Source organism: Serratia sp. AXJ-M (genome assembly GCF_046531865.1).
GTDB classification, from domain to species: Bacteria; Pseudomonadota; Gammaproteobacteria; order Enterobacterales; family Enterobacteriaceae; genus Serratia; species Serratia liquefaciens.
Window position 1 is genome coordinate 3511014 of the sequence record NZ_CP059394.1, and the last position, 12363, is coordinate 3523376.

10 protein-coding genes are annotated in these 12363 nt (G+C 54.9%); 7 read left to right on the forward strand and 3 right to left on the reverse strand.

The window, feature by feature from the left end:
* Window positions 1–40: 40 nt before the first annotated feature.
* From H0S68_RS16475 to yejF, 7 genes are all read left to right on the forward strand, one after another.
* A complete protein-coding gene (locus H0S68_RS16475) occupies window positions 41–745 on the forward strand; it encodes a phosphatase PAP2 family protein (protein ID WP_020827774.1) in 705 nt (234 codons plus the stop codon).
* Between the two features lie 415 nt (window positions 746–1160).
* The gene (gene mepS / locus H0S68_RS16480) at window positions 1161–1736 is read left to right on the forward strand and encodes a bifunctional murein DD-endopeptidase/murein LD-carboxypeptidase (protein WP_041414762.1); all 576 of its coding nucleotides are present in this window, start codon (window positions 1161–1163) and stop codon (window positions 1734–1736) included.
* Between the two features lie 345 nt (window positions 1737–2081).
* On the forward strand, window positions 2082–3668 hold the full coding sequence (locus tag H0S68_RS16485) for a cyclic di-GMP phosphodiesterase (RefSeq protein WP_041414764.1): 1587 nt from the start codon (window positions 2082–2084) through the stop codon (window positions 3666–3668).
* 89 nt (window positions 3669–3757) lie between these two features.
* Complete coding sequence (locus H0S68_RS16490) at window positions 3758–5566, forward strand: extracellular solute-binding protein (protein WP_409325607.1); 1809 nt, start codon at window positions 3758–3760, stop codon at window positions 5564–5566.
* 10 nt (window positions 5567–5576) lie between these two features.
* Window positions 5577–6671: a microcin C ABC transporter permease YejB gene (locus H0S68_RS16495; RefSeq protein ID WP_122079874.1), complete on the forward strand. Its 1095-nt coding sequence runs from the start codon at window positions 5577–5579 to the stop codon at window positions 6669–6671.
* Entirely contained in the window at window positions 6668–7693 is a 1026-nt protein-coding gene (locus H0S68_RS16500; RefSeq protein ID WP_020827779.1) for an ABC transporter permease, read from the forward strand. Before H0S68_RS16495 ends, H0S68_RS16500 begins: the two co-directional genes overlap by 4 nt.
* 1 nt (window position 7694) lies before the next feature.
* Entirely contained in the window at window positions 7695–9287 is a 1593-nt protein-coding gene (gene yejF / locus H0S68_RS16505) for a microcin C ABC transporter ATP-binding protein YejF (protein ID WP_410528853.1), read from the forward strand.
* Between the two features lie 9 nt (window positions 9288–9296).
* Here the strand turns inward: yejF and H0S68_RS16510 are convergent, their stop codons facing one another.
* From H0S68_RS16510 to rsuA, 3 genes are all read right to left on the reverse strand, one after another.
* A complete protein-coding gene (locus H0S68_RS16510; protein ID WP_048759243.1) occupies window positions 9297–9641 on the reverse strand; it encodes a YejG family protein in 345 nt (114 codons plus the stop codon).
* A 602-nt stretch (window positions 9642–10243) separates the two neighbouring features.
* On the reverse strand, window positions 10244–11452 hold the full coding sequence (locus tag H0S68_RS16515) for a Bcr/CflA family multidrug efflux MFS transporter (RefSeq protein WP_041415525.1): 1209 nt from the start codon (window positions 11450–11452) through the stop codon (window positions 10244–10246).
* 39 nt (window positions 11453–11491) lie between these two features.
* Window positions 11492–12205 (reverse strand): 16S rRNA pseudouridine(516) synthase RsuA, encoded by a 714-nt coding sequence (gene rsuA / locus H0S68_RS16520; protein WP_128864591.1) that lies wholly within the window; start codon window positions 12203–12205, stop codon window positions 11492–11494.
* Window positions 12206–12363 lie beyond the last annotated feature (158 nt).

A 12363-nucleotide genomic window follows, 5' to 3' on the forward strand; every position in this document is an offset into this window, starting at 1 on the left:
TAATGCCCTTTTACTCTTTAGACAGACTACAGGTTATGCCATGACTCGCCGCAACTTACCCCTCATCATTTTCTTCAATATATTGGGCATTGTGCTGTTCTTGTCCTGGTTCCTGCCGGCGAATCACGGTTATTGGTTTACTCTGGATTCGGAAATTTTCTTCTTCTTTAATCGTCATCTGGCTACCGATCCCGGTTTTTTACATCTGGTGGCTATCACCAATAACCGCGCCTTTGACGTCATTTCGCTGCTGGCCATGGGGTTGTTGTACCTGTGCTTTTACCTGCAGCAGGATGGCGCCGGCCGTCGCCGCTTGTTGATTACCGGCGTTGTTATGCTGCTGACCGCCGTGGTGCTGAACCAGCTAGGGCATTTGCTGCCGGTCAAACACCCTAGCCCGTCGCTGAGCTTTGAGAACATCAACCGCGTCAGCGAACTGACCGGTATTCCGACTAAAGACGCTTCAGGCGACAGCTTCCCCGGCGATCACGGCATGATGCTGATGATATTTTCCTGCTTTATGTTGCGTTACTTCAACCGTCGCGCGTTCGCCGTCGCGCTGCTGATTACGGTGGTATTTTCATTGCCGCGCGTGATGATTGGTGCCCACTGGTTTACCGATATTGCCGTCGGCTCGCTGTCGGTGGTGCTGGTTGGCGCCAGCTGGTGTCTGATGACGCCGTTTAGCGATGTGCTGATCCGGGGTCTGAATCGCCTGCTACCCGGTAAACACCGTCCAGCATAGTCATAACCAATAGTTATGATCCCCAGGAGGCCCGCCGGCCTCCTGATTATTTCCCCACCGCATTTCGTTTATTTCCCCATCAGCGCGTTAACGCTTTCGCCACCTGATTTCACGCAAAACCATCACAACGGACAATCAGCGTTTTTTATATGAAGATTTACATTATGTTACATCACAAATTCATATAAAAAAGGGTGGAAAAAGGCTCGCAATCCCCAATTCGTTACGGTAATCTCGGATGCGTTTGTGCCTGGTTTAACCTGACTCAGCTTCAAATCCACTAAAAATGTGCGTTCCAGCACGTTTTCAGAGGTAACTGATTGTCGTTAAAACAGCTGCAGATTAGTCTCGTTCCGTTTGGCATTTTTCAGGTAGCGACTGACGTCGTTAAGGACTTCAAGGGAAAACAATAACAATGGTCAAATCTCAACCGTTTCTGAGATATTTTTTGCGGGTAGTACCTGCAATTGCCGCAGCGGTAATGCTCTCCGCGTGCAGCACGACTCACACTTCGAACTTGAATAACGCACAAACTGAGATGCGTGCAGTTAATGACAAAGACGGTCTTTTACTGCAAGCCTCTCAGGATGAATTCGAAGCAATGGTCCGTAACGTTGACGTCAAGTCAAAGATTATGGATCAGTATGCAGACTGGAAAGGCGTTCGCTACCGTTTAGGCGGTGAAACCAAGCGCGGCATCGATTGCTCAGCATTTGTACAGCGTACTTTCCGCGAGCAGTTTGGCATGGACTTACCGCGTTCGACCTACGAACAGGAAGACATGGGCAAGAAAATCTTGCGCACCAAACTGCGTCCTGGCGATCTGGTGCTGTTCCGCGCCGGCTCAACCGGGCGCCACGTCGGCATCTATTTAGGTAACGATCAATTCGTTCATGCCTCTACCAGCAACGGCGTGATGATTTCGAAACTGAGCGATAACTACTGGAATAAACGTTATCGCGAAGCCCGCCGGGTGCTTACCAGCAGCTGACGGCGCCTGACCTGATTGTCCTGAATACCAAACGAGCGATAGAACGCTGCCTTCGGGCAGCGTTTTTTTTTGCACCGCTGTCTGCTCCGGATTGAGATCTTATTATCCGTTCGCAGCGCTTTGCCCCTACCCCAGTATTTCGCGATATTATTTGTAGGAAACTACGCACCGATGAAAAACTCACCTATTATCGTCAAATGGGATAATGGTAGTCATGCCTGATTTAAACGGTTAACAACCGTTAAATAATCGATGAATAATGACTGCAACAGCGCCGTTGGGATATATTACACAGTCACTCTATAACAAAAACAAATTGATACGCCGTGCTCAGGGGGCAGGTTTATGGGCTTGAAAAGGGCATTTGCACGCCACGTCTCTCACAGACGACGCAGTTTGGCTAAAAGCGCCATCGTAGCCCTGGTCTTTTTTATCCTGTTCGTGGCGATTACACTCTCTCTGATTGACCACCAGCGCACGCAATATCAACATCGGGTCGAGCAACGCACACAAAAATTCACAGCCGATACGCTTAATGATCTGACAACCATCATGCAGCAGTTAATGCCGCTGATTGACCGCCCCTGTTCTGCCAGCCAACCGGATATTACTTACCAGGCTGCTTTCCATTCCGGCGTACGCACTTTTATGCTGGTAAAAAATGGCTTTGCCTATTGCTCTTCGGCCACCGGCGAAATGATGCTGGCGCTGAAAAACATCTATCCGGAGATTGACCCGCATCAGTCGTTGGATCTCAAATTGCAGCAGGGAACGCCGCTGGTACCGGGGAAACCGGCAGTAGCCGTCTGGTTACGTCAACCTGGAAAAGAAGACACCGGTGTGCTGGCGACGCTGGATATCGCGCTTATGCCCTATCAGTTGTTTACCTCTCGCCCGGAGCGGGCACCGGCGATTGCTATTATCCTGGGGGATCGTGCGCTGACCAGCTTTAGTCCGAATTTAATGCCGGTGAACCAGTTACCGAACGAGAAAGCCGATCGCATCTCTATCGCCGGCACGCCGATGACCATTCTGTTTTATAACCAAAAGCTGACGCCCAACGATATCCGCCTGACCCTGATGGGCAGCCTGGTACTGTCATTAATGATCGGCGTGCTCTGCTATTACATGCTGTTGCTGCGCCAGAGCCCGGAACGCGCCCTGATGCGCGGTATCAAGCGCAACGAATTCTTTATCGAATATCAGCCGGTGTTCCATACCCAAAGCGGCACCATCGGCGGGCTGGAAGCCTTGATCCGCTGGCAGCATCCGATTGAAGGCCGCATCCCGCCGGATCTGTTTATTCCCTATGCCGAAAGCGAAGGGCTGATTGTGCCGCTAACGCGCCATCTGTTCCGCCTGATTGCCGAAGATGCACCCAAGCTGGCGACGGCGCTACCGCAGGGGGCCAAGCTCGGTCTGAACATCTCCCCTTCCCACCTTAGCGCCCCCTCCTTCCATCACGACGTGTATGAATTGCTGGCGCAACTGCCGGGCGATTACTTTACGTTGGTCTTTGAGATTACCGAGCGTGGCATGGTGGAAGAAGGCAATGCGCTGGCGGAGTTCGACTGGCTGCACCAGCAGGGCATCGAGATCGCCATTGATGATTTCGGTACCGGCCACAGCGCGCTGATCTATCTGGAACGCTTTAGCATGGATTATCTGAAAATAGATCGTGGTTTCGTTAACTCCATCGGCCAGGACACGGTCACCGCCCCGGTCCTGGACGCGGTGATTTCGCTGGCGAAAAAGCTGAAGATGCAAACCGTAGCGGAAGGCGTAGAAACCGCAGAACAGGTGAGCTTTCTGCAGGAACAGGACGTGAATTTCATGCAGGGATATTATTACAGCAGACCACTGAGCATCGACAACTTCGTGGCCTTCTGCAATGCCCATACCGTAATGGATCATCAGGCGCTAAAGGGCTGATCTTTTAACTTCTTTACCCTGCGGCGCGGCGGCAAATGTTATGCTGGCCGCAGGCTTAATTGACTTTACAGCAGGAGCTTACCGTCAAGATGTCCGTGCGCGTTTTTGCTGCCCTGGTGCTCTCAGCACTGAGTTTCGGTCTGCAGGCTGAAACCCTCAATGAAAGCTATGCTTTCGCCCAGCTCGGTGAGCCCAAGTACTCCACCGACTTTAGCCATTACGACTACGTTAACCCGGCGGCGCCCAAAGGTGGCGATGTGCGGCTGGCAGCGATCGGCACCTATGATAACTTCAACCGCTACGCCCCCCGCGGCGTGCCCGGCGAACGCACCGACGCATTGTATGACTCTCTGTTTACTACCTCGGACGATGAAATAGGCAGCTACTACCCGCTGATTGCCGAATCTGCCCGCTTCCCGGCCGACATGCGCTGGGTAGAGATCGATATCAACGCCCGCGCCCGCTTCCACGATAGCACGCCCATCACCGCCGCCGACGTGGCCTTCACCTTTAACAAGTTTATGACCGAGGGCGTACCGCAGTTTCGCGTCGCCTACAAAGGCATTACGGTCAAGGCTATCTCACGTCTGACGGTACGTATCGAATTCCCGCAGCCGGATAAAGACAAACTGCTGGGGCTGTTTAGCCTCCCCATATTGCCGCAAAGCTTCTGGAAAGATCACAAGTTGAATGAACCCCTGAGCACGCCGCCGCTCAGCAGCGGGCCGTACAAGATTGCCAGCTACCGCCTAGGCCAATATATTACCTATCAGCGCGTGCGAGATTATTGGGCGGCTAACCTGCCGGTTAACCGTGGCCGTTTTAACTTCGACAGCATCCGCTACGACTACTACCTGGACGATAAAGTTGCGCTGGAAGCCTTTAAGGCCGGTGCCTATGACTTCCGCATTGAAGGCTCGCCAAAAAACTGGACAACCCAGTACCAGGGGGGCAATTTCGCCCGCAACTATATAATCAAACAGGACGAAACCAACCAGTCGGCGCAAAATACCCGCTGGATGGCCTTCAACATGAGACGCCCGCTGTTTGCCGACCCCAAGGTTCGCGAGGCGATCACACTGGCGTTTGATTTTGACTGGATGAACAAGGCGCTGTATTACAATGCCTATCAACGCACCAACAGCTATTTCCAAAATACGCCTTACGCCGCCAGCGGTTATCCTGACGCGGCTGAATTGGCGCTGCTGGCACCGCTGAAGGGCAAGGTACCGGCGGAAGTCTTCACCAGTATCTACCAGCCACCGTCCTCCGACGGCAGCGGCAACGATCGCCAGAACCTGCTGAAAGCCACGCAGTTGCTGAACCAGGCCGGCTGGGAAGTGAAAAACCAGCGGTTGGTGAACAGCAAAACCGGCCAACCCTTCAGCTTCGAACTGATGCTGCTGAGCGGCAGCAACTTCCAGTACGTATTGCCGTTCCAGCACAACCTGAAACGGCTGGGCATTGATATGCAGATCCGTGAGATCGACATATCCCAGTTCACTAAGCGTATGCGAGACGGTGATTTCGACATGATGCCGACGGTCTATTTGGCTATGCCCTTCCCAAGCTCCAGCCTTGAGACGCTTTGGGATTCCAAATACATCAACTCCAGTTGGAATACCCCCGGCGTCACCGATCCGGCCGTCGACAGCCTGGTCAGGCAGATCGCCGCGCACCAGGGCGACGAGAAAGCCCTGCTGCCGCTGGGCAGGGCGTTGGATCGGGTATTGACCTGGAACAGGTACATGCTGCCGATGTGGTATTCCAATCACGATCGCTACGCGTACTGGGACAAATTCTCCACGCCGCCTGTCCGCCCGGCCTATGTGATCGGCTTCGATAACTGGTGGTTTGACGTCAATAAGGCGGCGCGTTTGCCGACTCAACAACAATAAGGAATCTGCGATGGCGGCTTATTTAATTCGCAGACTGCTGCTCATTATCCCCACCCTGTGGGCGATCATCACCATTAACTTTTTTATCGTGCAAATTGCGCCCGGTGGCCCGGTCGATCAGGCCATCGCCACTATCGAAATGGGCCAGAGCAGCGGCTTCGGCGGCGGCGGAACAGGCGACGGCCTGGGGCATGCGCGCACCGGCGTTGCCAGTGCCACGGACAGTCAATACCGCGGCTCCCGCGGGTTGGATCCGGAAGTGATCGCCGAAATCACCAAACGCTATGGCTTCGACAAGCCGCTGCACGAGCGCTATTTCACCATGTTGTGGAATTACATGCGCCTCGACTTCGGCGACAGCCTGTTCCGCGGCGCGTCGGTAATGCAGCTGGTCGGTCATAGCCTGCCAGTCTCCATTACGCTGGGGCTGTGGAGTACGCTGATCATTTACCTGGTGTCGATCCCGCTGGGGATCCGCAAAGCCGTACATAACGGCAGCGCCTTCGACATCTGGAGCAGCACCCTGATTATCATCGGTTACGCCATTCCCGCTTTTCTGTTCGCCATTCTGATGATTGTGCTGTTCGCCGGTGGCAGCTATCTCGACTGGTTCCCGCTGCGTGGTCTGGTTTCCAGCAATTTCGATACCCTGCCGTGGTACAGCAAAATCACCGACTACCTGTGGCATATCACCCTGCCCGTTCTGGCGACGGTGATTGGCGGTTTCGCCACCCTGACCATGCTGACCAAAAATTCGTTCCTCGACGAGATCCGCAAACAGTACGTGGTTACCGCCCGCGCCAAAGGGTTGGACGAGAACAAAATCCTTTATCGCCACGTGTTTCGCAATGCCATGCTGCTGGTGATCGCCGGCTTCCCGGCGACCTTTGTCAGCATGTTTTTCACCGGTTCTTTACTGATCGAGGTGATGTTCTCGCTTAACGGGCTGGGCCTGTTGGGCTATGACGCCACGCTGCAGCGCGATTATCCGGTGATGTTCGGCACGTTGTATATCTTCACCCTGATTGGCCTGCTGTTGAATATTCTCAGCGATATCACCTATACCCTGGTCGATCCGCGTATTGATTTCGAGGCCCGCCAATGAGCCGCTTAAGCCCAATTAACCAGGCGCGCTGGGCACGTTTTCGCAGCAACCGCCGCGGCTACTGGTCGCTGTGGATTTTTCTGGTGCTGTTTGTCCTCAGCCTGGGGGCCAACCTGATCGCCAACGACAGGCCACTGCTGGTGCGCTACGAAGGGCGCCTGTATCTGCCGTTCATCATCGACTACAGCGAGACCACCTTCGGCGGCGAACTGAACACCGCCACCGACTATCAGGATCCCTTCGTAAAAAAACAGATCGACAGCCACGGCTGGGCGGTTTGGCCGCCGATCCGTTTCAGTTATGACACCATCAATTTCGCTACCGAAGTGCCCTTCCCCTCCGCGCCTTCACGCCACAATCTGTTGGGCACCGACGGCAACGGCAGCGACGTTCTGGCCCGCGTGCTGTATGGCTTTCGTATTTCGATGCTGTTCGGGCTGGCGTTGACGCTGTTCTCCAGCGTGATTGGCGTTTGCGTCGGTGCCGTACAGGGCTACTACGGCGGGCGCATAGACCTGTGGGGCCAGCGCTTTATCGAGGTGTGGTCGGGCATGCCGACGCTGTTTTTGATCATTTTGTTGTCGAGCATCGTACAACCCAATTTCTGGTGGCTGCTCGGCATCACCATTTTATTCGGCTGGATGAGCCTGGTGGGCGTGGTGCGCGCCGAGTTCTTGCGTACCCGCAACTACGACTATATCCGCGCCGCACGCGCCATGGGGGTGCAGGATCGGGTCATTATGTATCGCCATATGCTGCCCAATGCGATGGTGGCGATGCTGACTTTCTTGCCGTTTATTCTGTGCGGCTCCATCACGACCCTGACCTCGCTCGACTTCCTCGGCTTCGGCCTGCCGATAGGCTCCCCGTCGCTCGGCGAACTGTTGCTGCAGGGCAAGAACAACCTTCAGGCGCCGTGGCTCGGCATCACCGCTTTCCTGGTGCTGGCGGTGCTGCTGTCTTTACTCATTTTTATCGGCGAAGCGGTACGCGACGCCTTTGACCCCAGCAAGGCGCATTAATATGGCTAGCACTCCTCTGCTTTCAATTCAGGATCTCGGCGTGGCTTTTCGTCAGGGAGAGGTATTGAACCCGGTGGTCAACGGCCTTTCGCTGCAGATCGAAAAGGCAGAGACGCTGGCGTTGGTGGGTGAGTCCGGTTCAGGCAAAAGCGTCACTGCGCTGTCGGTATTGCGCCTGCTGCCCTCGCCTCCGGTGGTCTATACCGCCGGCGATATCCAGTTCAACGGCAATTCGCTGCTGCATGCGCCAGAGGGCGAGCTACGCAAGGTGCGCGGCAACCAGATTTCGATGATTTTCCAGGAGCCGATGGTGTCGCTCAATCCGCTGCACACCATTGAAAAACAGCTGGCCGAAGTGCTGGCGCTGCATCGCGGCATGCGGCGCGACGTCGCACGCGGCGAGATCATCCAATGCCTGGATCGCGTCGGTATCCGCAATGCCAAAGGACGGTTGAAAGACTATCCGCATCAGCTTTCCGGCGGCGAGCGGCAGCGGGTGATGATCGCCATGGCGGTGCTGACCCAGCCCAAATTGCTGATCGCGGATGAACCCACCACCGCGCTTGATGTGACTATCCAGGCGCAAATTCTGCTGCTGCTGAAGGAGCTGAAGCAGGAAATGGGCATGGGGCTGCTGTTTATCACCCACAACCTGAATATTGTGCGTCGCCTGGCGGACAACGTGGCGGTGATGCGCCAGGGCCAATGCGTTGAGCAGAACGACCGTGTCCGCCTGTTTAGCCAGCCGCAGCATCCTTACACCCAGCAATTGCTGGCGGCGGAGAACGTGGGCGATCCGCTGCCATTGCCGGCGGATGCCGCTCCGCTGCTGAAGGTGGAAAACCTGCAGGTCAGCTTCCCAATCAAGCGCGGTTTGCTGCGCCGCACGGTCGGTCATCATTATGCACTGAAGGATTTGAGTTTTGAGCTGAAGGCCGGGGAAAGCGTTGGGCTGGTAGGAGAATCTGGTTCGGGGAAAAGCACCACCGGGCTGGCGCTATTACGTCTGCTGAGTGCCAAAGGCGCCATGTGGTTTAACGGCCAGCCACTGCACCAGTTCAGCATGGAGCAAATGCTGCCGTACCGCAGCCAGATGCAGATTGTGTTCCAGGATCCTTTCTCGGCGCTGAACCCTCGGCTGAACGTGCTGCAAATTATTGCCGAAGGTCTGGAAGTACACCAGAAACTGAGTGCCGAGCAGCGAGAACAGCGGGTAATCGAGGTATTGCAAGAAGTGGGATTGGATCCTGCTTTGCGCCACCGTTACCCAACCGAGTTTTCCGGCGGCCAACGCCAACGTATCGCCATCGCACGTGCGCTGATTTTACAACCGCAGTTGCTGATCCTGGATGAGCCAACCTCGTCGCTGGACAAATCGGTGCAGGCGCAAATCCTGACGTTGCTGAAATCACTGCAACAACGCCACCGGCTGGCCTATCTGTTTATCAGCCACGATTTGCAGGTAGTGCGTTCGCTATGTCATCAGGTCATTGTCTTGCGACAGGGAGAGGTGGTTGAGCAAGGCGATTGTCAGACGATCTTTAACTCGCCCGCCGCCGCTTATACGCAGCAGCTGTTGCAGTTGGCGGACTAGCGGCGGGAGTCAGAAAGGGTATTGCGCACTCATGGGTTCGGCGATAGCGGCACCGACGTTTTTGAGCCGGCACAGGGTGGTGCTTTCGTCACAGCGTTGCACAAACAGGCAAGGCTCCCCTTCCCACTCCACGATGGCGCAGTCGACCTGAATCTCCTGCAAAGACAGATTAAGCTGCTGCATGACCTGCCAGGCGTCAGCCCCTTCATGGCTAAGCAGTTTCAGGCCAATCAGGTTGTTATCTTCGTCTATTCCGCTGATCGGAATCGGTTCGACCTTGACGCCGGTAGAGCCTGATAGCCAACGATAACTTTGCGGCAAGCGATGCACTACCGAAAGTTGGATACTTTCCACATGAAATCCCTAGTTTGAAAAATGAAACGCTTTTAACCTGACAGGGTAACTAAGTTATAGCCGCTGCGTCCCGACTCTGCCGCCCATGAATGTTATTTAAATGTAAATAATGTCACAGACAGTTAACTTACCCCTGCGCTTACTGATGTCCGGCCGTTTTCAGACACTCTGCGTTGTCGTTTCACAGCATTTTGCGACTCAGCTCGCATTTTTGCGTTATATGTAACCCTTTCCCGCCGCAATCTCAACTCTTTTTTCTCTCAATGCGGTTACTTTTCGCTCTTTATAATTTTACATTGTGGAAACATTTAACTTCTTGACGCCGAGCTCAACCTTAAGTTAATGCCTTGATTATCAATGACCCTAACCTAAACACCCGCCGATTTCCCTTCAAAACCCGGAGTGTAAATACCCGCCGCCGCTTGCCACAGGCAGAGTAATTTATTTAACAAAAAGCACACAGCATGAACGGCAACCTGTTGATTGGCGCGTGGAGGCTTAGCAATAAACCGACTGACGTCATTGAAGTTCAGGGAGGCAAAACGGAAGGTGCAACCCACTCAGGCCCAAACGTAACGTTGAGCCTGAGTCAGGGAGGAGAACTACGGCGTGTTCGGTGAGGCTTTATGGCGCGGCCGGCTGGCGTATAAATAGAACAGTACCGCAACGATACTGCACAACGCCATCGACGAGACCATCGGCCAGGCGCTCTTGCCGGGCGCCATCGCCAGTATCGCGCCCACCAGCGCACCAATACTGAAACGTAGCGTACCGGCCAGAGAGGAAGCGGTGCCCGCCATATGCGGGAAATCGTCCAGGATCACTGCCATGGCGTTTGACGAAATCATGGCGATACAGCCCAGATACACCGCCACGCCCAGCACCAACGCCCAGAAGCCCAGGCCGATTGCGCTAACCGCCAGTAACCACAACCCCATCGCCAATTGAACAAACAGGCCCAAACGGAACATTTTGATCGCCCCCAGCCGCCGCACATTGCGGCTGTTGACCAGCGTCGTCAGGAACAAAAACACAATGTTCAGCGCAAAATAGTAACCAAAATGCTGCGGCGATACGTGATTAAGCTCGATATACACAAACGGCCCGGCGCTGAGGAACGAGAACATGCCGGCAAACGAGAAGGCGCTGGCCAGCATGTAACTCAGCACCCGCTTGTGTCGGAACAATGAAGCGAAGTTGCCCAGCGTGGTTCGCAGATGAAATTTCTGCCGTCGCTCCTTCGGCAGCGTCTCCTTGATAAAGAACGCCACCAGCAACGAACCGATCAGCGCCGCCGCGCCCATGGTCCAGAAAATCGCATGCCAACTGAACCACAGCAGCAGCGCACCGCCGATCATCGGCGCCAGCAAAGGGGCGATGGTCATCACCAGGATGACAAACGACATCATGCGTGAGAATTCGTCCTTGGTGAACATATCGCGCATCAGGGCGTTAATCACCACGCTCGCCGCCGCCGCAGACAGCCCGTGCAGGAAACGCAGGTTGATCAACTGGTCGATCGACTGCGCCATCGCACAGGCGCCGCCGGCAATCGCGAAGATCAGCGTTCCCCACAGGATCACCGGCTTGCGGCCGATACTGTCTGACATTGGCCCGTAGAACAGCTGCCCCAAAGCAAAGCCGAGCATATAGGCGCTGAGCGTCATCTGCACACTGCCCGCCTCGACGCCGAACTGTTTGGCAATCACCGGCATACTGGGCAAATACATGTCGATAGCCAATGGCATCAGCATGGAAAGCAGGCCCAGAATAAAAATCAAACCGAGGTGAGATGACCGGTTCTGTTGCACGTTCAACGACTCCTTCATCAGCCGTAGTAGAGTAATGAATTAATCCTGCAGGTGCGGTGCGCCCACGCTGGCAATCTCTTCTTCGGTCAGCGGACGGTATTCGCCCTCGGCCAGATCCTCATCCATCACGATGGCACCGATACGTTCGCGGTGCAGTTCAATAACCCGGTTGCCGACCGCTGCAAACATGCGTTTCACCTGGTGATAACGCCCTTCGCTGATGGTCAAACGCACCAGGTTGTCTTCTATCTTTTCCAGTTGCGCAGGACGGGTCAGATCTTTTTCGTTATGCAACTGCACGCCTTCGGCAAAGCGCTGCGCGGTGTCTTCCCCCAGCGGATGTTCCAGCGTCACCAGATAGGTTTTCTCACAGTGGTGTTTCGGTGAGGTGATGCGATGCGACCATTGACCGTCGTCGGTCATCAGCACCAAGCCGGTGGTATCGATGTCCAGGCGACCGGCGGCGTGCAGCTTATAGGCAACCGGCTCATCGAGGAAATACAGCACCGTCGGATGATCGGGATCGTCCGTAGAACACACGTAACCCTGCGGTTTATTGAGCATAAAGTAGCGCGGGCCCGTGAGCTGCTGCAGCGGGTTGCCGTCAAACGCCACCACCTGCTCCGGGGTCAGTTTCAGGGCTCCGCTCTTAACCACTTCACCGTCGACGGTGACGCGTTTGGCCCGAAGTTCACGCGCTACCAGCGCACGGCTAACACCTAACTGCTGAGATAAAAACTTGTCCAGTCGCATTGAATCTGCTTTGCCTGTCGTTGTTATGATCGCATTGATCGTATTGCTAAAATATGACACCCACCGTTGCACCAGGTGCGACAGGGCAGGTTCGAAGAGGGGGGAACAGCGATTACTGTCACACGAGTATAGCGGCGGAAACGGCCCCCTGACAGAGG

Coding starts and splice junctions, on each gene's coding strand:
- rsuA (WP_128864591.1), bottom strand. CDS start 12,205: ATGCGACTGGACAAGTTTTTATCTCAGCAGTTAGGTGTTAGCCGTGCG.
- H0S68_RS16490 (WP_409325607.1), top strand. CDS start 3,758: ATGTCCGTGCGCGTTTTTGCTGCCCTGGTGCTCTCAGCACTGAGTTTC.
- mepS (WP_041414762.1), top strand. CDS start 1,161: ATGGTCAAATCTCAACCGTTTCTGAGATATTTTTTGCGGGTAGTACCT.
- H0S68_RS16495 (WP_122079874.1), top strand. CDS start 5,577: ATGGCGGCTTATTTAATTCGCAGACTGCTGCTCATTATCCCCACCCTG.
- H0S68_RS16500 (WP_020827779.1), top strand. CDS start 6,668: ATGAGCCGCTTAAGCCCAATTAACCAGGCGCGCTGGGCACGTTTTCGC.
- H0S68_RS16475 (WP_020827774.1), top strand. CDS start 41: ATGACTCGCCGCAACTTACCCCTCATCATTTTCTTCAATATATTGGGC.
- yejF (WP_410528853.1), top strand. CDS start 7,695: ATGGCTAGCACTCCTCTGCTTTCAATTCAGGATCTCGGCGTGGCTTTT.
- H0S68_RS16485 (WP_041414764.1), top strand. CDS start 2,082: ATGGGCTTGAAAAGGGCATTTGCACGCCACGTCTCTCACAGACGACGC.